23 protein-coding genes and 1 pseudogene are annotated in these 25,269 nt (G+C 37.6%); 10 read left to right on the top strand and 14 right to left on the bottom strand.

Features of this window, described 5'->3' with window-relative positions; translation table 11 throughout:
- Positions 1–55: 55 nt before the first annotated feature.
- The gene (locus tag MUA90_RS03245; protein WP_232167765.1) at positions 56–745 is read right to left on the bottom strand and encodes an ABC transporter ATP-binding protein; all 690 of its coding nucleotides are present in this window, start codon (positions 743–745) and stop codon (positions 56–58) included.
- On the bottom strand, positions 745–1,803 hold the full coding sequence (locus MUA90_RS03240) for an ABC transporter permease (RefSeq protein ID WP_262588313.1): 1,059 nt from the start codon (positions 1,801–1,803) through the stop codon (positions 745–747). The genes MUA90_RS03245 and MUA90_RS03240 overlap by 1 nt, the downstream gene beginning before the upstream one ends.
- 156 nt (positions 1,804–1,959) lie before the next feature.
- On the opposite strand from MUA90_RS03240, the gene MUA90_RS03235 reads away from it, so the two are divergent.
- Positions 1,960–2,634, top strand: coding sequence for a response regulator transcription factor (locus tag MUA90_RS03235; RefSeq protein ID WP_262588312.1), 675 nt, complete (start codon positions 1,960–1,962; stop codon positions 2,632–2,634).
- A complete protein-coding gene (locus MUA90_RS03230; RefSeq protein WP_262588310.1) occupies positions 2,627–4,024 on the top strand; it encodes a HAMP domain-containing sensor histidine kinase in 1,398 nt (465 codons plus the stop codon). Before MUA90_RS03235 ends, MUA90_RS03230 begins: the two co-directional genes overlap by 8 nt.
- A gap of 86 nt (positions 4,025–4,110) precedes the next feature.
- On the opposite strand, the gene mqo is transcribed toward MUA90_RS03230, so the two are convergent.
- Positions 4,111–5,589: a malate dehydrogenase (quinone) gene (gene mqo, locus MUA90_RS03225; RefSeq protein WP_262588309.1), complete on the bottom strand. Its 1,479-nt coding sequence runs from the start codon at positions 5,587–5,589 to the stop codon at positions 4,111–4,113.
- 326 nt (positions 5,590–5,915) lie between these two features.
- Here mqo and MUA90_RS03220 point away from each other — a divergent pair, with 326 nt between their 5' ends.
- Positions 5,916–7,094, top strand: coding sequence for a glycosyltransferase (locus MUA90_RS03220; RefSeq protein WP_262588308.1), 1,179 nt, complete (start codon positions 5,916–5,918; stop codon positions 7,092–7,094).
- 65 nt (positions 7,095–7,159) lie between these two features.
- Here the strand turns inward: MUA90_RS03220 and MUA90_RS03215 are convergent, their stop codons facing one another.
- Positions 7,160–8,761: an L-lactate permease gene (locus MUA90_RS03215; protein ID WP_262588307.1), complete on the bottom strand. Its 1,602-nt coding sequence runs from the start codon at positions 8,759–8,761 to the stop codon at positions 7,160–7,162.
- A gap of 344 nt (positions 8,762–9,105) precedes the next feature.
- On the opposite strand from MUA90_RS03215, the gene MUA90_RS03210 reads away from it, so the two are divergent.
- Positions 9,106–10,833, top strand: coding sequence for a CDP-glycerol glycerophosphotransferase family protein (locus MUA90_RS03210; RefSeq protein WP_262588305.1), 1,728 nt, complete (start codon positions 9,106–9,108; stop codon positions 10,831–10,833).
- Between the two features lie 101 nt (positions 10,834–10,934).
- Here MUA90_RS03210 and MUA90_RS03205 read toward each other — a convergent pair whose 3' ends face one another.
- The gene (locus MUA90_RS03205; protein WP_262588304.1) at positions 10,935–11,708 is read right to left on the bottom strand and encodes a hypothetical protein; all 774 of its coding nucleotides are present in this window, start codon (positions 11,706–11,708) and stop codon (positions 10,935–10,937) included.
- 216 nt (positions 11,709–11,924) lie between these two features.
- Between MUA90_RS03205 and MUA90_RS03200 the strand changes: the two are divergent.
- Together MUA90_RS03200 and MUA90_RS03195 are read left to right on the top strand one after the other, a co-directional pair.
- A pseudogene (locus tag MUA90_RS03200) lies at positions 11,925–12,922 on the top strand (acryloyl-CoA reductase).
- 177 nt (positions 12,923–13,099) lie between these two features.
- Complete coding sequence (locus tag MUA90_RS03195) at positions 13,100–14,461, top strand: glucose transporter GlcP (protein WP_262588303.1); 1,362 nt, start codon at positions 13,100–13,102, stop codon at positions 14,459–14,461.
- Positions 14,462–14,552: 91 nt separating this feature from the next.
- Here the strand turns inward: MUA90_RS03195 and MUA90_RS03190 are convergent, their stop codons facing one another.
- From MUA90_RS03190 to MUA90_RS03180, 3 genes are all read right to left on the bottom strand, one after another.
- Positions 14,553–15,590, bottom strand: a complete 1,038-nt coding sequence (locus tag MUA90_RS03190) for an NAD(P)/FAD-dependent oxidoreductase (protein WP_262588301.1) — start codon at positions 15,588–15,590, stop codon at positions 14,553–14,555.
- 162 nt (positions 15,591–15,752) lie between these two features.
- Entirely contained in the window at positions 15,753–16,187 is a 435-nt protein-coding gene (locus MUA90_RS03185; RefSeq protein ID WP_262588300.1) for a DUF2871 domain-containing protein, read from the bottom strand.
- A gap of 102 nt (positions 16,188–16,289) precedes the next feature.
- The gene (locus tag MUA90_RS03180) at positions 16,290–16,736 is read right to left on the bottom strand and encodes a MarR family winged helix-turn-helix transcriptional regulator (RefSeq protein ID WP_105993184.1); all 447 of its coding nucleotides are present in this window, start codon (positions 16,734–16,736) and stop codon (positions 16,290–16,292) included.
- Positions 16,737–16,899: 163 nt separating this feature from the next.
- Here MUA90_RS03180 and MUA90_RS03175 point away from each other — a divergent pair, with 163 nt between their 5' ends.
- Positions 16,900–17,835, top strand: a complete 936-nt coding sequence (locus MUA90_RS03175) for a magnesium transporter CorA family protein (RefSeq protein ID WP_105993183.1) — start codon at positions 16,900–16,902, stop codon at positions 17,833–17,835.
- Between the two features lie 72 nt (positions 17,836–17,907).
- Here the strand turns inward: MUA90_RS03175 and MUA90_RS03170 are convergent, their stop codons facing one another.
- The gene (locus tag MUA90_RS03170) at positions 17,908–18,471 is read right to left on the bottom strand and encodes an LOG family protein (protein WP_262588299.1); all 564 of its coding nucleotides are present in this window, start codon (positions 18,469–18,471) and stop codon (positions 17,908–17,910) included.
- 123 nt (positions 18,472–18,594) lie between these two features.
- Here MUA90_RS03170 and MUA90_RS03165 point away from each other — a divergent pair, with 123 nt between their 5' ends.
- The gene (locus tag MUA90_RS03165) at positions 18,595–18,933 is read left to right on the top strand and encodes a DUF4889 domain-containing protein (protein ID WP_262588298.1); all 339 of its coding nucleotides are present in this window, start codon (positions 18,595–18,597) and stop codon (positions 18,931–18,933) included.
- A 134-nt stretch (positions 18,934–19,067) separates the two neighbouring features.
- Here MUA90_RS03165 and MUA90_RS03160 read toward each other — a convergent pair whose 3' ends face one another.
- The 4 genes from MUA90_RS03160 to MUA90_RS03145 form a co-directional block, all read right to left on the bottom strand.
- Complete coding sequence (locus tag MUA90_RS03160; RefSeq protein ID WP_114602750.1) at positions 19,068–20,345, bottom strand: cation:dicarboxylate symporter family transporter; 1,278 nt, start codon at positions 20,343–20,345, stop codon at positions 19,068–19,070.
- Positions 20,346–20,518: 173 nt separating this feature from the next.
- Positions 20,519–21,421 (bottom strand): EamA family transporter, encoded by a 903-nt coding sequence (locus MUA90_RS03155; protein WP_114602749.1) that lies wholly within the window; start codon positions 21,419–21,421, stop codon positions 20,519–20,521.
- 216 nt (positions 21,422–21,637) lie between these two features.
- Positions 21,638–21,994 (bottom strand): DUF3139 domain-containing protein, encoded by a 357-nt coding sequence (locus MUA90_RS03150; protein ID WP_105993178.1) that lies wholly within the window; start codon positions 21,992–21,994, stop codon positions 21,638–21,640.
- A gap of 124 nt (positions 21,995–22,118) precedes the next feature.
- Positions 22,119–22,745 (bottom strand): nitroreductase family protein, encoded by a 627-nt coding sequence (locus MUA90_RS03145; RefSeq protein WP_262588297.1) that lies wholly within the window; start codon positions 22,743–22,745, stop codon positions 22,119–22,121.
- Positions 22,746–22,905: 160 nt separating this feature from the next.
- Here MUA90_RS03145 and MUA90_RS03140 point away from each other — a divergent pair, with 160 nt between their 5' ends.
- Together MUA90_RS03140 and MUA90_RS03135 are read left to right on the top strand one after the other, a co-directional pair.
- Complete coding sequence (locus MUA90_RS03140; protein ID WP_114602747.1) at positions 22,906–23,343, top strand: MarR family winged helix-turn-helix transcriptional regulator; 438 nt, start codon at positions 22,906–22,908, stop codon at positions 23,341–23,343.
- A gap of 149 nt (positions 23,344–23,492) precedes the next feature.
- A complete protein-coding gene (locus tag MUA90_RS03135; RefSeq protein ID WP_114602746.1) occupies positions 23,493–23,897 on the top strand; it encodes an Hsp20/alpha crystallin family protein in 405 nt (134 codons plus the stop codon).
- A 97-nt stretch (positions 23,898–23,994) separates the two neighbouring features.
- On the opposite strand, the gene MUA90_RS03130 is transcribed toward MUA90_RS03135, so the two are convergent.
- On the bottom strand, positions 23,995–25,269 hold the full coding sequence (locus MUA90_RS03130) for a hydroxymethylglutaryl-CoA reductase, degradative (RefSeq protein WP_262588295.1): 1,275 nt from the start codon (positions 25,267–25,269) through the stop codon (positions 23,995–23,997).

Below are 25,269 nucleotides of genomic sequence, written 5' to 3'. Positions count from 1 at the left end.
GGGGCTGCTCCCCAACTTTTTTCATTCCCTATATCCTGCTTCAACTCAATTAATATTATCCTAGTTCACTTTCATCTTCTTTATTGATGATTTTACCATCGAATAAATCTACAACACGGTCTGCATATTCAAAAAGACGACGGTCATGTGTAATTAAGATGCCGACCATATTCTCATTTTTAATACGGTCACTGATCATTTTTGTGACTTCTGTCGCACGATGCGCATCTAAGCTTGCTGTCGGTTCATCCGCTAAAATAATTTTAGGGTTATTCATAAATGCACGCATGATAGCAACACGTTGTTTCTCACCGCCTGATAACATATACGGAAATGCTTTAAGACGATGTGTTAAACCGATTTGATCTAATAATTGTTCTGCACGTGTTTTCGCTTCTTTTTTAGATAATCCCGCTTCTTGACCTACAATTGTCAATTGGTCAATCACTGGTAGATATGGGACTAAATGCGAAGCTTGGAAAATAAATCCGATTTCTGTCAGACGCATATCTGATTTTGATTTTGCTTTTGTAAATAAAGGCGAACCGTTATACAGCAATTCTCCTGAATCTTGATCTTGAAGGCCGCCTAAAATTGTGAGCAGCGTTGATTTTCCTGAACCAGAGGCACCGCTTAAAATAATAAACTCACCTTGTTTAACTTCAAAATCTACACCTTTTAATACATCTGTTTTGGCTTCCCCAGTACCAAATGATTTTTTAATATCTTTTACTTCTAAAGTCATTAACCTTCACCTCCGATTGCTTGAATAGGATTGACTTTAATTAATTTAATGAATGATAATGTCGCACCGATAATTGCAACAACAATGAATACACCTACGACAAGCAGCATATTATTCGTTGTTAAGTGGAACGGCATGCTGACTGGCATCACTATGCTGAGTCCGCTGATAATCAAGACTGACAGTACCACACTGATCATTGTCACTAATAAGATTTGGAAAACTAATGAAGACAATAAGTGTTTTGTTTTAATACCGATTGCTTTCAAAATACCGATTTCAGAGATTTTTTGAATTGTCATAACATAGAAGAATGCACTTAAGACAATTGCTGAAATCAAGTATAGACTGACAATCATCATATTCAATGGTGCTTGCTCAGCGTTATAGCTTGGAATATTATCCGTTAAGTCTGTTTGTGTTACCACTTGCACACCTGAAATATCGTTGATTTTTTTCTCATCTGCTTTAGATACATCTTTTAATGGATAAAACGTTGCGGCTTTTTTACCGAGTTGATCGAATGTATGCTTATTCGTCATTACTGTTGAACTATGAGAATACATTGCATCGTCCATTAACCCGACAATTTTATACGTTTTATTGCTGTCCTTGAATTCTACGTTACTGCCTACTTTAAGGCCTTCTGCTGTTAATTTTTTATTAACTGCAATTTCATTATCTTGGGATGGATAATGTCCTTCTGCTAATGAAGGTTTGAAATCTTTACCAGGATTGATAAGCAGTATATCTTGGTCATTTGAATTATCTGTTTTTAATGTCTGAGGTGCTAATTTGAAAGGTTCAGCATTTGTGACATCCTCAACCTTTTTTTGTTTTTCGTCATTGATGACTGATTTCTCAATGACAGGTTCCTTCATATCTTGCACCACGAATTTCTCTGCATTCATGTTATCAAGCATTGAAATGTTTTCACGTCCGAGTCCTTGAGCAAGACCGCTTATGAATAACACCATGCTTGCAAGCAGCAAGATAATCAGCATTATTAAAATGTATTTGAATTTGTAAAATACCATTTCTTTCCATGCTAATTTCATTTCCATGACTCCTTTTTCTTTTATGATACTTATATTGTATGCACACATTGTGAACTGAATATGAACAACGTTCACTTTTCTTTAGAACTAACAAATTTGTCTTAGCCGATTCGCAAAATGTATAATTAATCTAAATGATTGTTAGGAGTGGTGAGGATGACAACTTGTTTAATAGTAGATGATGATTATCAAATCCTTCATTACGTCTCTTCCTATTTAGAGCGTGATGGATTTAAAACCGCAACCCATTCTAATGCCGAAGATGCATTAAACTATTTAGAAACCAATCAGGCAGATATTGCGATTGTGGATATTATGATGGATGGTATGGATGGATTTGAATTATGCAACGCTATCAAAGCAGATTATGAAATGCCTGTGATTATGCTTACAGCTCGGGATGCTTTAAGCGATAAAGAAGAAGCCTATTTAACAGGAACAGATGATTATGTAACGAAGCCGTTTGAAGTACAGGAATTAATCTTTCGTATTAAAGCCGTTTTGCGCCGTTATCAAATCAACGCAGAAAATGAACTTGAAATCGGTAATTTAAAATTAAACCAGTCTTATTTGGAAATGACTTGCGATACGAAGACTATGACCTTGCCGAATAAAGAATTTCATTTACTCTTTTTGTTAGCCAGTCATGAAAAGCAAGTGTTCTCAAGAGAAGAATGTATTGAACGTGTATGGGGCTTTGATTATGAAGGTGATGATCGTACCGTCGATGTACACATCAGAAGACTGCGCAACCGTTTAAAAAAGATCGGCAGTAATGTCATTATTGAAACAGTACGCGGTTTAGGCTATAAGGTAGAAGTCCATGTTTAAGTCGCTGTATTCGAGAATTGCGATTTATACGATTGTCATTATGCTGTTCAGTGCTGTGCTCAGTTTTATTTTGACGAATATGTATTATCATGTCGCATTAAAACCTTCTAATGACCAAAAGATTATGAGAACCTTGCAAGAAGCTAAGGCCTATCAAAAAGCATCCCATACAACAGATATGAAAGCTTACTTTAAACATTTAAGCGACCTTAACTTCCAAGTCGTAACTATTGATACATCTTATAAGAAAACATTTTACGGCGAAGCATTCAGAAGAGAAAACCTGACTAAAGAAAATATTGATAAGGTCTTTAAAGGCAACGATTATCATGGTATTAAAAATCATCCCTATCAGCTCTTTGTGACAGGTTTCTTTGATAATGAATCAAAGAATACAGTCGGCACGCGTTTTAACACTTCAGAAGGTCCTGTTGCAGTCTTTATCAGACCGGATATCGGTAAATCCTTCAGTGAATTCCGTATCTTCTTAGCTGTCCTCATCGCATTACTGTTAATCATTTCTATGCTGCTGATTATCAGTTCAACATATACATTAATCAAACCGATTACGCAGTTGAAACATGCGACGAACAGATTAATGGACGGCGACTTTAAAACACCGATTGCTGTGACACGCCATGATGAATTAGGTACGCTGCAATACCGCTTCGACCAAATGCGTATTTCCTTAAAACAGCTCGATGACATGCGCCAGCACTTCGTACAGAATGTTTCGCATGAAATCAAAACACCGCTGACTCATATTCATCAATTACTAGATCGTCTCAGCCAAGCACAAGATAAAGAAAGCCGTCTGTATTATATAGACGAGATTCATACAACAACCAGCCGATTAAGCAATTTGACACGTGCCCTCTTATTGTTAGCTGAACTCGATAACCATGACCATTTGGATTACGACGATGAGATTGATATCGCACAAATGCTGAGAGTGATGGTACGTCATGAACAATATGCAATTGATGATAAAGACTTGCTGATAATGACTGACTTGCAAGAGATTACAATTAAAGGGAATTACCGTCTGCTATACCAAGCCTTTAGCAACATTTTAACGAATGCCATTAAATATACAGAAGCAGGCGGCAGTATCGATATAGAGCTTACACAATCAAATCATACAGTCGAGTGCCGTATTGCTGATGACGGTCCGGGAATGTCAGATGCGGTTCAAGCCCATCTATTCGAAAGATTTTATAAAGGCAATACGTCTGCCACAAGCAACGGCTTAGGTTTAGCTATTGCACAAATGATTGTTCAGCTTCATGGCGGCGAAATCAAAGTAGAAAGTACTATAGGCGAAGGCAGTACCTTTATTCTCACATTGCCAACAGCTGAAACAGACGACATGCACCCTTCTAAACTATAATTTACAATTACTAAGACAAAACAAAAATGCTTCGGTAAGGAAAATTTCTCCTGCCGAAGCATTTTTTATATTATAGCTTGAATGCCTTAATTTAATTTCAAATACTTTTCAACATCTGTTTTAATGTCTTTGTATAATTCAGGTTCATCTGCTAATTTCTTGCCGAATGACGGGATAATTTCTTTGATGCGTGCTTCCCATTCTGGGAATTCATCTTTATAACTGCGTTGTAAAATATCTAACATCACATCTACTGCAGTTGATGCACCTGGTGACGCACCTAATAATGCCGCAAGACTGCCGTCTTCAGAACAGATAACTTCTGTACCGAATTGCAATGTACCTTTGCCTTTGTCTGTATCTTTAATCACTTGTACACGTTGTCCGGCAACGACAATCTCCCAATCTTCTTTCTTCGCATTCGGAATGAATTCACGTAATTGTTCAATACGTTCATCATCAGAAAGCATTAATTGAGAAATCAAGTACTGCGTCAATTTCATTTCTTTTGCACCTGCAGATAACATCGTCAACAAGTTATTCGGTTTCACAGATTTGAATAAATCCATGTTTGAACCTGTCTTCAAGAATTTAGGTGAGAAACCGGCGAATGGTCCGAATAACAATGATTTTTTGCCGTCGATATAACGCGTATCCAAATGCGGTACTGACATCGGCGGTGCACCGACTTTTGCTTTGCCGTACACTTTAGCATCGTGCTGATTGACCACTTCAGGATCTTGGCATACTAAGAATAAACCGCTGACTGGGAAACCGCCGATATGTTTAGATTCCGGCAAATGCGTTTTTTGTAATAGCTGCAAGCTCGCACCGCCAGCTCCGATAAATACGAAGTCAGAAATATATGTTGTTGTTTCCTCAGTAGTTAAATCTTTGACTTTCACTTTCCAAGTGCCGTCTTTTTGTTGTTTTAAATCAGTCACTTGGTGCTCATATTCAACATCTACTTGGTTTTGCTGCAAGAAGTCGAATAATTTATGAGTCAATGCTCCGAAGTTGACGTCAGTACCCGTTTCGTCACGGCTTACTGCGATTGGAATATGGTTATTACGCCCTTCCATCATTAAAGGAAGCCATTGTGCGATTTGGTCTTTATCTTCTGTCATTGTCATTTCGTTGAATAATGCATTTTCTTTTAAAGCTTTAACGCGGCGTCTTAAGAAGTCGACATTACGTACACCGATACAAAAACTCATGTGCGGTACAGTGTGAATGAATTCTTCAGGATGATCCAAGTTGCCATGTTTCACTAAATAAGACCAGAATTCTTTAGAAATTTGGAATTGCTCGTTGATTTTCATAGCTTTTGAAACATCTAAAGAACCATCCGACATTTCTTTTGTATAGTTCATTTCGCATAATGCTGAATGCCCTGTGCCCGCATTGTTCCATGCATTAGAACTCTCTTGTGCTGATTCGCTTAACTTTTCAAATACTTTTATCTCTTTTTCTGGTGCAACTTTCTTCAATAATGTACCCAATGTCGCACTCATAATTCCGCCACCGATTAAGATGACATCTGTTTTGCTATGTTCTGAACTCATAACAAATACAGCCCCCTTTTTAATAATGAAGATGACATCTGCTTAAGCATGACCTCAACCCTTTCTTGAGAAAGCGCTTTACCACAGTCTTAAAAAAATAACATACCTAAGTTATGTCAAAATAGTGTTGCTAAGTATTTCGTTCTATTCTCTTATTATATACGTATTTATGCTCAGACAAAAGGGGTAAGGATAGTTATTCAATAGATTATTATTTTTTCGTGTTTAAATTGATGCACAAAACATATATCAAAGCATCTACCTTTGCATAGTGATCCCTGGACTATGATATAATTAAAGGAATTCAATGGGAGGAGTGACACCACGTGCAATCAATCACTTTTTTAATGCATAATATTTATTCCATGGGTGGCACTGTCAAAGCCGTCACACAACTTGCTAATGTATTGACAGCCAAAGGACATAAGGTAAAAATCATCTCTGTATTCAAAGGCAGCAAAGCACCTTATTTTAAACTTCATCAAGATATCGAAGTACAGCCGCTGGTCGACTATAATCTCAGCCCGCAAAATCTGATGGATATTTTCATGAACCGTATCCGCAAATGGACACCATTTATCAAACCGCAGATTATTACTGAAAACGAACCAGGTTTAGCGCAGTTTTCAAGCTATGTCGAAAAGAAAATCGTAACCGCTGTGAGTGAAACCGATACAGACGTCTTAGTCGGCACACGTGCAAGCTATAACCTGCTGGTCGCAGATTATGCACCGAAAGATGTCTTAACTGTCGGTATGGAACATATGAATTGGGATGCTTATTCAAAAAGCTATCGCCAAGAAATCCAAGCCGCATATCAAGATTTAGATTGTATCACTGTGTTAACAGACGCAGACCGCAAAGCATTCCAATCAGTCATTCAAACACCGGTTTATATCGTACCTAATATGATGAATGAACCGAGAATCGAAATCCCTAAAAAGCCGCAGATTATTGCGGCGGGACGCTTAGAATATGAAAAAGGCTTCTACTTGCTGCTGCGCAGTGTCGAACATATACAAGACAGCTTGCGTGATATGAACTATACAGTGCATATCTACGGCGACGGCCAGCAAAAACACGATCTTGAAGAATTTATCCAGCAGCATCAACTCAATGATATTGTTCAGCTTTATCCAGCGACAATGCATCTGCCGCTGCGTTTAGCTGAAAGTACCATTACAGTTGTCCCTTCACGCAATGAAGGTTTTGGTTTGGTGATATTAGAAGCTATGAATCAAGGCAGTATTGTCATCAGTTATAAAGGCAATACGGGCCCGGAAACCTTAATTCAATCCAATCGCAATGGTTTCCTTGCAGAGTATCAAAGCATTGTTTCACTGTCAGAACATATTTTAAATGTGATGACTGCACCGCCTTCTGAACAAGGCAAAATAATTGAAAGTGCATTTGAAACGGTCGCAAAATATTCGCCTGATAAAGTATATGAAGACTTTATGAAAGCAATTCATGCACCTCAACCTGAAACTGAAGAAACAGAATAAGTAGTTACATTAAAAAAACGGAACCGAAATTTCGGCTCCGTTTTTTATATTTACAACTTCTGTAATTATAAGAATAAAGATAAGATAAATGTCCAGATACAGATGAAGATGACCATACCTACACTGTAACGCAATGCCATTTTCAAGAGTTCTGATTCTTTACCGACTTGTTTAACAGCTGCAGTCGCAATGGCGATAGATTGCGGTGAAATAATTTTCGCAGCTACCCCGCCTGCTGTATTCGCAGCAACTAACATACCGCCTTTGACACCGATTTGACCTGCAACTGATGCTTGAATCGGCGCAAAGAGTGAGTTGTTGTTAACAACAGAACCTGTCATGAACACACCGATCCATCCTAATACTGGTGAGAATAATGGGAAGATACCGCCTGCTTTAGAGATACCTTGTCCCATTGCAGCACTTAGACCGCCGTATGTTGTAAGTTTTGAAACGGCTAAGATGAAACAAATTGTAATAACAGAAATCCATAACTCTTTGAATGTTTCACCTAATAATTGTCCTGCATCTTTAAAGGTAGTTGTTTGAGATAATAATACTGTAATAATAATTGTAATTAAAATCGCTGTACCCGTTTGTCCAATTACATTCAAGTTGAGTGTAATAGCTTTCTTAGTCACTTCACTGAATGTACCAGGCAATGGTAATTGTACTGCTAAGAAATGCAATGGTTTGCCAGGCAAGAAGAGTGCTTTAAAGAATGGCATGCTCCATAACATAACTAAGATTGTTAAGATATAGAATGGGCTCCATGCATATAGGATTTGTTTCACTGTTAATTTCTGAGTGACTGGCGGTTTTGAATCTTTCTCCAAACGGAAAATATGTTTCGGTTGAACTTTGCGGCTTAAAAGCGCTAGTGCACCCATGCTTGCGAGCGGAGGTAAAATATCCGCAAGTTCCGGACCTTGGAATAAAGTCAATGCACCTTGGAACACTGTAAAGATTACTGATACTAATAAAATAAATGGTAATGTTTCTTTAATACCTCTGAATCCATCAATAATGAAAATTAATAAGAATGGTACAAAGAAGTTGATAAACGCTAATGTAAATGTTGAATAACTAGATACTTGGTGTGCAGTGATACCGCCTTGCAAGTTCAATGTATCAATAACAGCTACCGGTAAACCGATTGCTCCGAATGCCCCTGCTGCTGAGTTAGCAACTAAACATAACATTGCTGCTTGAAGTGGTTTGAATCCTAAATAGATTAATAAAATAGAACAGATTGCGATAGGAACCCCGAATCCTGCCACACCTTCTAAGAATGCGTTAAAACAAAAACCGATTAATAATAACTGTACACGCTGGTCTTGAGAAATGTTTGCGATACTGTCTTGAATCATCGCAAATTGTCCAGTTTTGGTAGAAAGTTTGTATAACCAAACCGCCATGATAACGATATAACCAATCGGCAACCAGCCTTGGAATATTCCTTCTACTACTGCCCCCGCTGCCATAACAGCCGGTAATTTAAATATGACTACTGCTACAATCAAAGTCACAACTAAAGTTGTTAATGCTGCATAAATCCCCTTCATTTTAAAGATAGTTAAACATAACAAGAATAATATGATCGGTACTGCAGCCACAATACTCGATAAGACTAAATTGTGGAACGGATCAAACGAAGATACTAACATATACTTTCCTCTTCTCTTTCAATTTTAATTTAGTAGGCCTTTAAATTGAATCACACAATAGTTTGTGATTTATTTCACATATAATATAACATGTTTTTACGAGCTGTTCAATTCTTTTTCAGAAATTTTTTCAAACTGTTTTTTCGCGTTAAACGCATATGCACCAATGTATACGCTTACATATTATTTTCAGAAAACAAACTGTTATAATACAATATTTTTAAATAATAGTACAGTTCCAACTTTACTTGCAAGATGTCGCATAAATGTTAAAAGATTCTCTTTCACAGTTAATGAACAAAATGTTAAAATATAGTTTAATATTATAAAACTGAGGTCATACTATGGAAATACTAACAACAGAATATCAATCAGGCGATAAAATGTTGTTTACACTTAAAACAGCCCTTGAAGAAGGATATACGCATTTTATCCCCTCTGACTTAAATATAGATATCTATCCCGACCAATTGTCAGCGCTGAAAACACACAATACTTCACAATCTATTGTTGTAGATTACACAGTAGATTCTTACTATCAAAACGATTGCCGCTATTTTGCAAATACTGCTGTCGACTTTGATACATGGATGAATAACATTAATCATTTCCCGAATATGATTTTTAGTATTAAGCAATCTATCACAGCACTTAATACCTTCCAATGCGAAACAGCGTTTGATTTAGCAGCCGCATTGCTTTTATCTGAACAAGTCGAAACGAACGGACATGTGGTCTTCGACTTTAAAACGCATCTAAGAACATCACAATCGTTTTATCAAAGTATTAAACATCATGAATATGCGAAAGTTACACAATTTAATTTAAATAAACTGGCATACTTGCATCATCAAAAGCCGCCTTTCAAATTCAGAAATACTACATTGCCTGAACCTGTTCGCTTTGTCGATAACTGGTTATGGAAGACGCACTTTAAACTGCCCCACTTTATCACCAGCATGATATTAGATCGCAGTTATGAAAATCATCAAAGCATGAGTAATATATACGAAAAACAAGAGAAAGCGTTAAACGGCACCGTCGTCTTTTTAGGGTTTGATTACGGCTTTAGAGGTAATTCACGTTATTTATTCAATTACTTTGCAAAACATTACTCAAAATACCCTGCATTCTATATTACAGATGATGCGACAGGCCCGCATTTTGTCTCTCCAGAACATGAAGACACAAAAGATTTGATTGAAAATGCCAATGTCGTTATCAGCGAAAGTTATATTCCTGATACATTGAAACCGAATGGAACAATTATTCAGCTATGGCACGGCACACCATTAAAACAACTGTTCTTAGACAGCCGAGAACCTTACCAAAACCAAGAAATCTATAATTACCGTGCACGCAAATATAATAAATGGCTCCAACAGAATTATTTGATTTGCGACAGTTCAGAAGCAGCAGAGCTTTTCAAGACCGCCTTTCCGATGCAATATACGGAAATAGCAGCTTGCGGTTATCCAAGAGTACGCTACTTGTTAGATAAACAAAACGATCAGCCTTACGTGCAATTTATCAAACAAGCACTTAAGCTTGATCCGAATAAACCAACACTGCTTTATCTGCCGACATGGAAAACAAATCCAAAACCGGATGATAACTTGTCTATTTCAGAAGAACTGCTTCAGCATTATAATGTGATATTCCGCGGACATATCGAAAGCGATGAAACACAAGATACATCACTTTCAAAACAAGTGATTCAGCCAGCAAGCAATATGGAAACACAAGATTTAATACTCGCTTGCGATATTTTAATCAGCGATTACTCTTCTGTTGTCTTTGATGCATTAACTATAGATAAACCTGCAGCACTTTATACACCGCATTTAGACAACTACCAGCAAGAACGCGGGCTTTATGAAGAAGTTATGAAACCTTTTGAACCTGTTGCTTACAGCAGCGCAGAAGCATTGACAAATGCCTTAATCAACCAATCTATTCCACTGATTAATCATCCGTTTGTCAATCGTCACAATCATTCTTTCGAAACGATTTCCAGTTTGATTGTGCAGCAATTGCCAAAGCGTTCGAAACGCCGCAAATCATTAACCTGAATAGAAGATAAAAATGCTCAGCACGAAGATGTGCTGAGCATTTATTTGTTCTCATCTGCTTAATACTTGTTTCAATACTTTTGAAATGCTAACGTATCGCTTTATTGACCTGCAGCATATGCCGGATCAATGACTGCCGCTTGACCTTGCTGATTAACAGTGACTAATGAATATGTGCCTGGTTGTGATTGGTTGCGGAAGCTGAATACATATGAATAGCTGCCGTTTCCGTTATCTTGTACACCAAAATCATTGTACGGATTAGATTGTCCATTAATTGCATCTGCAGCATTTTGAGCTGTTTGCAGTGATTGCGGGAAGTTCGGCAATACGCGTAATGTAGATTCATTCACAGCTGCTTGTCCGATTGTACTTGCTGCTGGTACTGCATTTTGACCTTGATAAGGTGCTACATAGCCCGTTTGTTGTGCTTGGCTGCCTTGAGTGCTGTTTTGACCTGCAGTTTGCTGTGTATTTTGACCTTGAGCTGCTTGACTGTTAGCATCTCCGCTTTGTCCGCCGTTAGCTCCTGCGGCTGCACCTGAAGATGCTGCTTTGTTGTCAGCACTGCTGTTTGAACTTGAATCAGAAGCTCCTTCGCTGTTTGAAGATGAATTTGCACCCTCACCGCTTGTACTAGATGAGGCATTTTTGTCTTCGCTTGATTGATCGCTGTCAGAAGCATTGCTGTCTTCGCTTGCTTTGTCTTTATCTTTGTTAGCTTCTTTATCCTTGCTGCTTTCTTTATCATTGCTCTTGCTTTCTTGTGTTGTTTGGTCTTTATCTTTGTTTTCATCCTCTTTCTTGCTGTCATCATTACCACAAGCGGCAAGAATTAATGATAACGTTAATGCTCCGGCAAATAACTTTTTCATACGTTCTCCTCCTTATGTACTTTCAATGTTTTGATGGTATCATCTCTTAACTTATACACTTCCATTATATTGTATAAACATTGAAAATGTAAAAATTCTTTTAACAAAAAATTATTATGACACAAGTCATGTATTAAACTGAGCCACTCTATTTGTTGCTGGTTCTATGTTCGTGTTAACATTTCTTTAATTATGAAAATGAAAGGAATGAAAGATATGACAGAGACATTCCGCGCATATTATGCAGAAAAGAATGACCATCAAGTCAAATCGCAATTAAAAACATTACCTATAGAAACAATCGAATCAGGCGACGTATTAATACGCGTAGCCTATTCTAGTATTAACTATAAAGATGCACTCGCAGCAAAAAAGGTGCTGGTGTAGTAAAAGATTATCCGATTATTCCAGGGATTGATTTAGCAGGTACAGTAGTTGAATCTGAAACTTCCGCCTTCCAACCTGGAGATGAAGTGATTGCGACAAGTTATGATTTAGGTGTATCGCATCATGGCGGCTTAAGCGAACTTGCACGTGTCAAAGAAGAATGGGTACTCCCGCTTCCTAAAAATCTGACACTTGAAGAAGCAATGATTTATGGTACTGCAGGCTATACCGCAGGTTTAGCAATCCAAAAACTTGAGGACAACGGATTAACTGTCGAAGGTTCGCCTGTCCTTGTACGCGGTGCAAGCGGCGGCGTCCGCAACTTGGCAACAATGATGTTAAGTGCCATCGGCTATAAAGTAGTCGCAAGTACCGGTAACCAGCAAAATGAAGACTATTTAAAATCTATCGGTGCTGATGAAGTGATTCCTCGTGTCGAAAGAGAATCAGAAAAGCCGCTATGCAAAAGAGAATGGCAAGCAGTCATTGATCCTGTAGGCGGCAAACATGTCGGAGATATTATCAAACGCTTAAAAAACAGAGGCAGCATCGCTTTAATCGGCAACACTGCAGGTATTGATTTCGAGACAACTGTCTTACCGTTTATTTTACGCGGCAATAGTATTTTAGGGGTCGATTCAGCAGAAACACCTATGAAAATACGCAAACAAATCTGGCGCAGACTGGCGACAGATTTAAAACCAGAGCCTCTGCATTCTATCAAACAGGTCATTTCATTAGATGACGTACCTGATGCTATGGAACAGATGTTGAATAATCAATCCAGCGGCCGTTTTGTCGTTAAAATCAACCCTGATCAGCAATAATCTCCTCCCTTTTCGCAGCAATTTCAAATGAAGTTGCTGCTTTTTTATTTGAATTTCATAATTACAATATATTTTAATAAATATTATTGGACAAGTCGTATTATATTGTTATTTACTTTAATTTAATGAAAGCGTATACTTGATTTACATTAAATTCTAATATAGGAGGTTATCATAATGGGAAAGAAGTTTAACAAAAACCTCATTTTCTTCATAGGTGCACTCGGCGGATTGCTCTATGGTTATGATATGGGTATTATTTCTGGTGCCCTGCTTTATATTCCTGATGATATACCGTTAACCGGCGCAACAGAAGGCTTTGTTGTATCAGCCATGTTAATCGGTGCGATATTAGGTTCTGGTTTCAGCGGACCGTCATCAGATAAATTAGGGCGCAGACGTGTTGTCTTTATCATTGCGATTATCTACATAGTAGGCGCATTGGTATTAGCACTGGCACCTAATTTAACAACATTAGTTCTCGGCCGCTTTATTATCGGTATCGCGGTAGGTGGTTCTACAGCTATCGTTCCTGTGTATTTATCAGAAATGGCACCAACAGAATCACGCGGTTCTTTAAGTTCATTAAACCAACTGATGATTACTATCGGTATCTTGGCTTCATATTTAACAGGTTACGCTTTTGCGGGCATCGAAGGTTGGAGATGGATGCTAGGACTTGCAGTTGTACCATCTGTCATTCTTTTAATCGGCGTTATCTTTATGCCGGAAAGTCCAAGATGGCTGCTGGAACACCGCGGTGAAAATGCGGCACGTAAAGTGATGGGCTTAACATTCCCTAAAAACCAAATCGATCATGAAATTGCTGAAATGAAAGAAATCAATGCTATTTCAGAAAGTACATGGAATGTTTTAAAATCACCTTGGCTGCGCCCAACGATTATTATCGGTTGTGTGTTCGCACTCTTCCAGCAAATTATCGGAATCAACGCAATTATTTACTATGCACCTTCCATCTTCGTTAAAGCTGGTTTAGGTGACTCAGCATCTATTTTAGGTTCAGTCGGTATCGGTACGGTCAACGTACTTGTAACGATTGTCGCTATTATGATTATTGATAAAATCGACCGTAAGAAATTATTGTTAATCGGAAATATCGGTATGGTGGCTTCATTAGTCATCATGGCTATCTTAATCTGGTCAATGGGTATCCAATCATCTGCTTGGATTATCATTGCATGCTTAACAATCTTTATTATTTTCTTCGGTTTCTCATGGGGTCCTGTCCTATGGGTTATGCTGCCGGAACTCTTCCCTATGCGTGCACGTGGTGCCGCAACAGGTATTGCAGCACTTGTCTTATCATTAGGAAGTTTAGCCGTTGCACAATTTTTCCCTATGTTAAACGAAGTATTGCCGACACAAGGCGTCTTCTTGATCTTCGCAGTGATTGGCGTATTTGCCGCAATCTTTGTGACTAAATACTTGCCAGAAACACGCGGACGCAGTTTAGAAGAAATCGAAGCAGAATTGCGCGAACGTACTTCCGCAACTACTGCAAACTTCGACAATAAGTAACACATTGAAATGCCGTACTTTTGAGTGCGGCATTTTTTGCATGCAAAAAGCATTCAGAGACGCTTGCTCTGAATGCTTTTCCTTTGTTTCATTATTGTTCATTATATTGTTGAATGATGGCTTTGTTTGCTTCTTTAAAGTGCTCATTGTGGCTTGAAACATAACCTTCTGCCGGTGCTTCAGGTTCAATATATTGTTTGGCTAAGTTCGCCGCATTGCCTGCATCGCTGAAGGCACTTGCGATCAAGTGTACTTTCGCATCGTGATGAATAATGTCGCCGCATGCAAAAACACCTGGCTCGCTCGTTGTCGTATTGCCCTGTCCTTTAATCTGATAGGCATTCATCATTTCGAGTTTCGTAGCGGCTTCTTCTAATAGCGGATTTTCAATATCAAAACCGTGACTGATGATGACATCATCTACGGATAAGGTTTCTGCTTCTCCTGTTGTACTGTTTTCCACAACAACCGATTGAATATTCTCCTGCTTTTCATCACCGATTAACGCTGTGATTTGGCTATTCGGATATTGTATCACACCATATGCAGATAATTTATCCTGCATTGCCTCAAATCCGGTTAATTTATCTTTACGGTAAACTAAACGCACGCTTTTCGCATAAGGTGCGATTTCACATGCCCAATCTATCGCAGAATTGCCTGCTCCTGAAATCAAGACATTTTTATCCGCAAAACGAGACAGCTTTTGTACGACGTAATGCAAGTTTGTAATTTGGTAACGCTCAGCATCTTTGATTTTTAAAGGCTTAGGTTGAATAATACCGCCGCCAATCGCAATGATTACTGCCTTGGATTCATAAACTTGTCCTTGGTCTGTTGTCACTTTGAAATGACGTTCTTTGACTTTATGAATGTCTGTGACACGTTCTTTCAAACGGACTTCCGGATTAAAATGAAGCCCTTGTTCAATCAAATCTTTCGTAATTTGATAGCACGGTTTAGGCGCAACACCGCCGATATCCCAAATAATCTTTTCAGGATACAGACACATCTTGCCTCCGAGCTGATCTTGTACATCTATTAAGCGCACACTCATGCCTCGAAGTCCTGCATAAAAGCTCGCATAAAGGCCTGCAGGTCCTCCGCCTATAATTGTTAAATCTTTCATATTATGCTTGCCCCCTAATTTCTTTCTTGTGCTGCATAATTCGTATTGAAAATTGTTCTCATCTATATTTTACATGATATTGTCGCGAGATGATATTAACTTTTATCAAATTATAAAGAAAAGACACAACATCGCACCATGTTGCGTCTTTTGCATATACTTTTAATTTTTGTGTTTTTGCTGTCCTTCTATCGGATGGGTTAATATAGCTTTCTTCAATAAGAAGAACAAAATAATAAACCCGGCTGATAAAGTCATATGGCCTAATCCTGCGATACCTGCAATTCCAGGTGAAATACTTGCTCCTGTAACTTGCATTGTCCCTTTAATCGCTTGTAGTGCCACTGTAACGATAACCCCAATATTATAAACATAATAAAACCAATTAAATGAGTAGTACTTGCTTAATTGGAATAGTTTTTCAAATACAATTAAAATCAAGAACATGAACATACCCAGCATTAACAGATGCGTATGCACAATCGACAATTGCGTTTTGCCTGTGAACTCAAAAGCTTTAGTCAACTCGCGATAATATACACCGCTGAGCAAGCCGATAATTGTATAAGTTAAAAATGTATACAAAATTCTGCGCATTTTTGTTTCCTCCTAATAGTATTCCTCTCTATTATAAAGGATGCCAATGCTTTCAGAAAGTCATGTACAAATCGTCATGAAATTGACACACGGAACAACCTTTTAAAAAGGTCCTGCCTCAGAATCAAGCGTACGCAGATTATCTTGCATTTTATAGAGAATTTCTTTTAACGCATTTTGATCGGCTTTTGGTATTTCATAAAATAAAACCGCTTCTACCTCATCCAAAATCGCAATGATTTCACGGACATCTTTCTTTGCTAATGCTGTTAATACGACTTCTTTCTTACGTGTATCTTCTGGCACACTGATACGTTCAATCAGCTTTTTATTTTCAAGGCTTCTTAACGCACTGCTTACTGTCGGACCCTTGCGATTAAAAATTTGAATCAAATCAGTTTGTGCCACTTTGCCTGTATCACTTTCATAAATATAGCGCAGTGTCTGCGCTTGCTCTTGAGTAATCCCGTAAGGTTCTAACAAATGGTCAGCTTTCACTTTCATTTCATTCGTTATCATACGTAACAAGTATTGAATTGTTGTTGCCATTTCGTCACATCCTTTAATAATTAGACTACACAAATCAGTAAATTATGGTACTATTATGTAGCACATAATAAATAAATCGGACAATACGTTCTCTTTATTTTTAACTTAAAGTACTGCGTTTAAATTACCTTGTTTGATTTATTCATAGAAAGGAAGCTTCAGAATGATTACAGCTTACAAACACAATGTTCATCACGATATTCATACTACTTCTTTAGAAGACGCTTTGTGGATTAATATCACTGAGCCCTCAAGAGAAGAAGTCGAATCATTGATTGAGCGTTTCACTATTCCAGAAGACTTCTTAAAGGACCCTTTGGATGCCGATGAGAGTGCCCGTGTCGAATTTGATGACGAAACCGGATATTCTCTAATCATCATCGACATTCCGATCGTTAATAAAAATAATCATAAGATTCTATCCTTTATGACTATTCCGCTGGGAATTATTATTGGTCACGGCCGTCTGATTACTGTTTGCGATCATGAAGTAGAGTTTTTAGACACCTTCACAAAATCCAGCCAGAACTTGCATTACCGCAGCCAGTTTGCGTTGAATATCTTAGTCACGATTTCTAATCACTATAACCGCAACTTGCGTTTGCTTAATAAATCAAGATTACGTATTGAACGTGAATTGAAAAAAACAGTCACAAATAAACAACTGTATAATCTCATGGAAGTCGAAAAAAGTCTGGTATACTTCTTAGCTGCGTTGAAAGGTAATGAAGACGTCTTCAAAAAACTCTTTAAATTACCGCCTATTAAACGCTTTGAAGAAGATGAAGATTTAATCGAAGACTTGTTTGTCGAAACCAACCAAGCCATCGAAACAACTGAATTGCATACACGTATCTTAGAAAGTATCACAACTTCATATGAATCACTGCTATCTAATGATATGAACAACATTATGAAAACTTTAACGTTGTTTACAGTATTCTTAACTTTACCGACATTGGTCTTCAGCTTCTTCGGTATGAACGTACCTTTACCGCTCAATGACCATAGTCCGACCTCTTGGGTTGCGACCTTAGGTATTTCCATGATTATTGTCGCGATTGTATTCTTATTCTTATGGAGAAAAGGCAAAATATAAATTATCGCTTCAAACGATAGACATCATGCATCAAAGTCTGCACAGGCTTTAATGCATGATGTCTATTTTTATTTAATTATATTTACGTGCATGCGGTGCTTCATAATGATGAATAAAATCTTCTAATGCATCAAAATCATCTGTAAACAAGATTAAATCGCGATCTGCTTGACTGACAAATCCTTCTTCCACCATTTGATCATAAAAGGCTGCCATTTTGTCATAATACCCTGATACATTAAAAAAGATACAAGGATTATCATTTTGACCAATTCTTGCCCATGACACCATTTCAGTTATTTCTTCTAATGTGCCGGGGCCTCCGGGCAATGCAATACATGCATCACCTTTTTCAAGCATAGCTGCTTTACGTTCAGCCATCGTATCTACAATAATCAATTCATCTAAACCTTGATGTGCAATTTCCTTTTCTTCTAAAAATCTCGGCATCACACCGATGACATGGCCGTGATGCTGCTTAATGGTATCTGCAAGTTTCCCCATCAAGCCGATATTGCCGCCGCCATAAACTAAACCATAGCCTTTTTGCGCCATCCATTCTCCTATTTGTTGTGCAGCTTGACGATATATTTCATTTTTGCCTTCGCTGGCACCGCAATAAACAATAAAATTCATATGCTGGTCTCCTTTAACTTATGCTTATTTCATTATAACAAAGACGTCCTATTTATGATTCGTTGCAATTTTTTATGATTTTCGGTATATATAAAAGAAGAAAAAGAAAGGAGTTTTACATACATGAAAAAGAATGGTAAAACGCTCGGTATCGTATTAATTGCAGTCCTTGCAATCGCATGTATAGTTTTAGTCATAATAATGATGACATCAGGCGAAAAAGAAACATATTACGGTATCATGAAAGATTCTAAAACAGTTGAGAAAATGGTACGTGAAAAAGATAACCATATTGAGGAAAACGTCAAAATTCAAACAGATGATCAATTCCAACCGAAAAAAGGCGACTTTGTCTTACTAGTCAAAAAGAAAGATTCTGATGAATTTTCAAAGAAAAAAGTCGTGCAGCATGATGATATTCCGCACGGTTTGATGATGAAAATACATGACATGAAACATTAATTTAAACACTGAAATATGAAGAAAGAATAAAACCACCGATGCTTTTTTGCACCGGTGGTTCTTCTTTTACAAATCAGTATGTCAGAAAATTAAATTTAGATTTAGGCTGTATGCCTATTGACTTGCATTACTGCTTAAATCGATTTTAAGTACTCTTCTGATTTTTTCTTATCGAATACATTTTCCCATCTAGCAATAACAACTGTAGATAATGCGTTACCTACGACGTTAACACATGTACGTACCATATCTAAGATACGGTCGACACCGATGATTAATGCTAAGCCGGCTGCCGGTAAGCCCATAGAACCTAATGTCGTCAAGAGAACAACGATAGAGGTACCTGGTACAGCTGCCATACCTTTTGATGTAATCATAAGTGTAAAGATTAAGACTAATTGTTCGCCTAAGCTTAAATGAATACCGTACATTTGCGCTACGAATAAAGCCGCAATCGATTGATACAACGCTGAACCGTCCAAGTTGAACGTGTATCCGATCGGAATAACAAATGACGTAATATCTTTCGGCGAACCGAAGTTTTCCATTTTTTTCATCATTACCGGCAATACTGCTTCAGAACTTGAAGTTGAGAATGCCAATAAAATTTCACTTTTCAATACTTTTATAATATCAAATACACTGATGCCGCATAATTTAGCTACAATGCCTAAGACAACGACAACGAAGAAGACCATTGCGCCGACTACCACAAGTACAAGTTTCACAAGTGGAATTAATGCGGAAGCACCGAATGTCATAATAGTTACACAGATAAATGCGAACACGCCAAGCGGCGCTAATTTTAAGATTTTATTGATCATCCAGAAAGTCGCTTCTAACACTCCGCCTAAGAATGCTTTCACAGGCTCACCTTTTTCTCCGATTGCTGCGATACCTAAACCAAAGAATACCGCGAAGAAGATGATTGGAAGCAATTCTCCTTTAGCTAATGCTTCGAAAAAGTTCGTCGGAATGATATTTACAATGGTATCAATAAAATGATTGCCATATGTAGAATGTTCAGCTGCATGCGCTGATGACTCATATTTCGAAATATCACCTTTCGGTAATTTGTTCGGATCTAATCCCGTCCCCGGTTTAAATATGTTCGCGAACAAAACACCTAATGCAATTGCGATAGTTGTAATCACTTCAAAGTAAATGATTGTTTTAAGTCCGTAACGTCCGACTGTTTTAGATTCGCCTACACCTGAGATAGATAAGGCCAGCGAACAAAATACAACCGGAATAACAATCATTTTAATTAAGTTTAAAAATATATCACCAAGCGGTTGAATGTAATTCGCTATGTCTTTTTGTCCATATAGTAATAGTCCTACAACAACACCTAGAACAAGCGCAATCATAACCTGCACTGGTAAACTTATTTTTCTCTTAAATAAAGCCATTGATGCATCTCCCCTTTTTCTGACATTGTTTAATTATATCAGAAAAAAAATAATCAGGATAGAAAAGTTTAAAAGTTTAAGATGATTTTACACCAATAGTATAGAATTATATACTATATAAGTGGAATTAAACACCTATAGACTCTGATTACTTTCTATCCTAATTATTTAAGTTAATCTTTGACCACTGCTAAGAAGATAACCATCAATACGATGAATGAAACACCGACAACTTGCCATAATCCGAAGGATACGCCTAACCACACAACAGATAATAAAATCGCTGTTAACGGTTCGATTGTACCTAGAACACTGGCTTCTTGCGGATATAAGAATTTAAGACTGGATATAAACAGCCAGAACGCAAACATCGTACCAATGATGACTGCGATAAATAAATAAACTAAAACTTTAAAATCCCAGTTTGAAATATCTACTTTCCAAAACGGATGCAGGAAGTTCAAGAATACCCCTGCGATAAACATAGCCCAGCCGACGACATTGACTGTGCCCCACTTAGCAAGCAGCTGTACTGGGAAGATAGTATAGAATGCCATCGCAAACGCAGACATAACACCCCAAATGATGGCCGGCATCGGTACAGATAAAGTCGCAAGCGATCCATTCGTCAACAGTAAGAATGTACCGCTGAGCGCTAATGTAACAGCAATGCCTTCTTTCCATCTGAAATTAATCACTTTAGCCGCTACTAAATATAAAATAATAATTACGGGACCTAAATATTGGAGCAACGTTGCGACTGCTGCGTTACCATAATGAATGGTTGCCATAAAGCAGTACTGCACACCTAACATTCCAATGAGTGAATAAATAAATAATTTGAGCGTATCTTTTTTATCTGCCCAAATTGTAATGGTCTTCTTACCTTCTAAGAAGAATGAAATAATAACTAATAGTAATCCGGATACTAATAAACGTACACCCACGAACCACGTGACCGGCAAGTGTATATGTTCAAATAACCATTGTGATACTGTCCCGCCAGCACCCCAAAAGATTGAACCGATAATCACTAATACAAACCCTGGCCAACGTTTTTGATTTCTGTGTGTCACAGGCGTCCCTCCTATCATGTTTTTTCTCTCTGCTGATACTAAAGGTGTTATATCCCATTTCGATAATCTTAATCAAACATTAATAAGTCGTGATACATTTTTCATACTGTTATCACGAATTTTTGAATTCAATCTTAATTTAACGCAAATAAGACACTAAACACAATACATGGTGTTTAATGTCTTAATCATTTTTATTCTAACATACTTGCTCGGTTATTTAAGCTTATAATTGTCATCAAAGAAATTATGTTTGGCTTTTTTGATGTGTTTTCTTGTTTGCGTATCAAATGCTTGTGCAAATAATCCTTTTGAAGTAGCCATCGGCTGAATGACATACGTCAATTCAGGTTCATCTTTGAACACTACTTCTTTATAGTAAACGCCGTCTTTCGCATTAAATTTCTTTTCTTCAGATTTGATTTTGTCTTGCAGATGATGTTCCGCAATATACTGATCAACCAATTTCAAGTTTTGTTTTCCTTGATACATTTTCAAACCAAAGAAAAAAACCGTTGCGACAATTAATGAACCAATAATTATTAAGATAATATGAAACACTTTTTTCTTCATCTTTAGACTCCTTTAGCCCTAAAAATCATACCATTTAAACATCTCTATCTGTATAAGTATGAATGAAATTGCTCAATAATGTTACACATTTCCCATTATTGTAACAAAATTGTCGATAATACGCTTAGAAATAACGTCTGAACGCATCAGGGTCTAAACGATACGTATGGTGGGCTTCTTGGTCTGCTTTACCTACTGCTACAATCATAATCGGTAAATAGCGGTTAGAATCAAGTCCTAATACTTCCGCAATATTTTCTTTATCAAAACCGCCGATAGGGTTCGTATCATAACCATGTGCTTTTGCTACTAACATAAACTGCATCGCAAACAAACTGCAGTCGATATTAACGATTGATGTCATTTGCGGTAATGATAAACCTTTATAAAACGGAATGAACTTCGATAATAAATCTTCTTTTGTTTCTTTCGGCATATAGCCTTTATCTACATTGCCTTGATAAATCTGTTCGCCGTATTCATAGTTTTTAAGGTCGCCGAAGATAACAACCATAGCGGCAGAAGTATCATTTTGTCTTGTATTGAATTGTATAATAGGACGCAGCTTTTCTTTGCCTGCTTCGCTCTCAACAACCACTACTCTCCACGGCTGCATATTGATAGATGAAGGTGCTAAAGCTGCTTTCTCCAGCATTTCATCCATTTCTTCATGTGAAATTTTGACATCCTTGTCGTATACTTTCACCGATTTGCGTGCTTTGAGTACATCATCAAATAATTGTTTTTCCATCTTTTCAACTATCTCCTTTATATATGTTTGTCTGCAAAAGATATGTTATTTCGCTCATTTGAATCATCATTCTTAAACACAGTAAATTATATGGATGAAATTACTTCTTGACAAGTGATAGCGTTCATAATATCGTTGGTTTAAATAAGGAGTGATTTAATTGCATGAGTCTAACAACTTTCTGGAAAAACAATTATGTTTTTTATTCTATGTGTCATCTAAAGAGATCATCAAACGCTATACACCTCATCTAAAGAAGTACGGTTTGACCTATACCGCTTATATTGTCATTTTAGCGTTAGAAGATGATGAATCTATTAATATCAAATCATTAGGTCAGCGTGTTTATTTAGATTCGGGAACTTTGACACCTATGATCAAAAAGCTTGAAGCTAAAGGCCTTGTTAAAAGACTAAGAAAGCCTACAGATGAACGTAATCTTTTAGTCTCTTTAACAGAGCAAGGGGTTAAAACAAGACACGAAATTGCTAAGATTTCAATGGAAGTTTTCAATGATTTAGACATCTCATGGGAAGATGCTAAAACAATTAAATCTGTCCTTACGAAATTTATCGTTAACAACTTTACTGAAGAATAACACGAAAAGCCTCTAATTATCTATCACCTCTCCTATTTGGTATAATGAATCATAGAAACTCGCATAAGATTCACTGGGATTATCCCTGAAAATCAAGGGTAATGAACAAGAAAGCGGGATTTTATTAAATGAAAAAGGAGAGATTTTAGATGCCTTTCGAAAGCAAACCAACTGACATTTTTAAAGAATTCGGACGCCAATTTATAGATCAAATTCCAACGGTCAATCCTGTTAAAACAGATATTAGAGAAAAAGATAACCAATATATTGTAAAAGCAGATTTACCTGGATTTGATAAAAAGGACATTAACTTATCTTACAACGAAGGCACACTTAAAATCAGTGCAAAACGTTCAATTGAAAGCCGCACTGAAAATGAAGAAGGCCGCGTAATCCAAAGAGAACGCAGCGAAAACAGTGTCAGCCGTGAATTCTCTTTCAGCAACATTGAAAGCGACGGTATCACAGCATCTTACAAAGACGGTGTCCTTACTGTGACATTGCCGAAAAAAGATGAACAAGACATCGCAGGTTCAAACATTTCAATCGACTAATAGATTTACGTTGCAAGTAAAAGCAGCGCATCCTGTTTAACAAGATGCGCTGCTTTTATTATGGTTACAGCTTTATATTATATTTCTGACTTTATAATTATCCTCTTAATTCTTTTAATAGCGCTTCTGCTTTAGCCATATTTGCTGTTTCTGCTTGTTTTAAAGCATCCGCAACTTGTTCGATTTCTGCACCTTTGGCACCTGCGACAATCGCAAGTGATTTATATTGCAGACTCATATGGCCTTCTTGAATGCCTTCAGATACTAATGCGCGGCATGCAGAGAAGTTTTGCGCAAGGCCTACAGCCGCTGCGACTTCGCCTAATTCTTGTGCTGAATCTACATGTAAGATTTCTTGAGAAAGACGTGCAATCGGAACGACTTTCGTACCGCCGCCGACCGTTGCTAATGTCATAGGAATCTCAATTGTGCCTTTCAAACGGCCTTTGTCTTCAAGATATTCCCATTTAGTCATACTGCGGTATTGCCCTTCTTTGCATGCATAAGCATGTGCACTCGCTTCTGCACTGCGTGTATCATTGCCTGTCGCAAGCACGACAGCATGAATACCGTTCATTACACCTTTATTGTGTGTAACTGCTCGATATGGATCTACATAAGCTAATACAGAAGCCGCTTCTAAGCGTCTTGCAATTTCAGCACCGCTCATTTCTCCGCGTGCTAAATCCTCAATATCGATTTCTCCTGAGACACGCACAACCGACGCTGTAGCGTGATTAGACAAAATGCTCATTAATACATTAATCTCAGGCCATTCGCCCTTCAAGAAGCCTGAAATGCCTTCTAAGATGGTATTCATCATGTTCGCACCCATCGCATCTTTCGTATCTACATAAACCTTCAATGAAACAAGCTGTTCATTCTCAAATGTGTCGACATCGATTTTACGGTAACCGCCGCCGCGTTTAAGAATAGATGGATACGCTGTATCAGCGATTTGATGGATTTGATCCTCTTTATCTAATAATTGCTCAGCTAATGCTTTCGGGTCTTTAACGTCCATAAAGACGATTTGCCCTATCATTAAGCGTTCGCTGGATTCGACTTTGAATCCGCCTGTTTTATTCACAAGTTTAGAACCATAACTAGCAGCAGCGACAACAGAAGGTTCTTCTACCATCATCGGCACCGCATAGTGTTTGCCTTCTACAATGATTTCTGGCAATAAGCCTACAGGCAATGCGCCTTGTGTGATTACATTTTCAATTAAGCTGTCCGCAACTTCTTCTGAAAGCAGCGGCAAGTCTAATAATTCTTGATGACTTTCTGATGAAATCCAGCCGTTGTCTTCTAAGCGTTGTAATTTATCTTGACGTGATAAATGTCGAAAATCTTTTCCCAATGCTTTCAT

The sequence above is a fragment of the Staphylococcus sp. IVB6181 genome, assembly GCF_025561445.1.
In the GTDB taxonomy this organism is placed as follows: Bacteria; Bacillota; Bacilli; order Staphylococcales; family Staphylococcaceae; genus Staphylococcus; species Staphylococcus simulans_B.
The sequence above is the reverse complement of the archived record's forward strand: the minus strand, read 5'-3'. Positions and strand labels throughout refer to the sequence as shown.

Excerpts from the sequence above, each read along its gene's own strand:
- MUA90_RS03210 (WP_262588305.1), top strand. The coding sequence starts at position 9,106 with ATGGAAATACTAACAACAGAATATCAATCAGGCGATAAAATGTTGTTT.
- MUA90_RS03160 (WP_114602750.1), bottom strand. The coding sequence starts at position 20,345 with ATGGCTTTATTTAAGAGAAAAATAAGTTTACCAGTGCAGGTTATGATT.
- MUA90_RS03130 (WP_262588295.1), bottom strand. The coding sequence starts at position 25,269 with ATGAAAGCATTGGGAAAAGATTTTCGACATTTATCACGTCAAGATAAA.
- MUA90_RS03185 (WP_262588300.1), bottom strand. The coding sequence starts at position 16,187 with ATGCGCAGAATTTTGTATACATTTTTAACTTATACAATTATCGGCTTG.
- MUA90_RS03195 (WP_262588303.1), top strand. The coding sequence starts at position 13,100 with ATGGGAAAGAAGTTTAACAAAAACCTCATTTTCTTCATAGGTGCACTC.
- MUA90_RS03230 (WP_262588310.1), top strand. The coding sequence starts at position 2,627 with ATGTTTAAGTCGCTGTATTCGAGAATTGCGATTTATACGATTGTCATT.
- mqo (WP_262588309.1), bottom strand. The coding sequence starts at position 5,589 with ATGAGTTCAGAACATAGCAAAACAGATGTCATCTTAATCGGTGGCGGA.
- MUA90_RS03205 (WP_262588304.1), bottom strand. The coding sequence starts at position 11,708 with ATGAAAAAGTTATTTGCCGGAGCATTAACGTTATCATTAATTCTTGCC.
- MUA90_RS03240 (WP_262588313.1), bottom strand. The coding sequence starts at position 1,803 with ATGAAATTAGCATGGAAAGAAATGGTATTTTACAAATTCAAATACATT.
- MUA90_RS03145 (WP_262588297.1), bottom strand. The coding sequence starts at position 22,745 with ATGGAAAAACAATTATTTGATGATGTACTCAAAGCACGCAAATCGGTG.
- MUA90_RS03150 (WP_105993178.1), bottom strand. The coding sequence starts at position 21,994 with ATGAAGAAAAAAGTGTTTCATATTATCTTAATAATTATTGGTTCATTA.
- MUA90_RS03170 (WP_262588299.1), bottom strand. The coding sequence starts at position 18,471 with ATGAATTTTATTGTTTATTGCGGTGCCAGCGAAGGCAAAAATGAAATA.
- MUA90_RS03180 (WP_105993184.1), bottom strand. The coding sequence starts at position 16,736 with ATGGCAACAACAATTCAATACTTGTTACGTATGATAACGAATGAAATG.
- MUA90_RS03245 (WP_232167765.1), bottom strand. The coding sequence starts at position 745 with ATGACTTTAGAAGTAAAAGATATTAAAAAATCATTTGGTACTGGGGAA.
- MUA90_RS03165 (WP_262588298.1), top strand. The coding sequence starts at position 18,595 with ATGAAAAAGAATGGTAAAACGCTCGGTATCGTATTAATTGCAGTCCTT.
- MUA90_RS03190 (WP_262588301.1), bottom strand. The coding sequence starts at position 15,590 with ATGAAAGATTTAACAATTATAGGCGGAGGACCTGCAGGCCTTTATGCG.
- MUA90_RS03215 (WP_262588307.1), bottom strand. The coding sequence starts at position 8,761 with ATGTTAGTATCTTCGTTTGATCCGTTCCACAATTTAGTCTTATCGAGT.
- MUA90_RS03175 (WP_105993183.1), top strand. The coding sequence starts at position 16,900 with ATGATTACAGCTTACAAACACAATGTTCATCACGATATTCATACTACT.
- MUA90_RS03235 (WP_262588312.1), top strand. The coding sequence starts at position 1,960 with ATGACAACTTGTTTAATAGTAGATGATGATTATCAAATCCTTCATTAC.
- MUA90_RS03135 (WP_114602746.1), top strand. The coding sequence starts at position 23,493 with ATGCCTTTCGAAAGCAAACCAACTGACATTTTTAAAGAATTCGGACGC.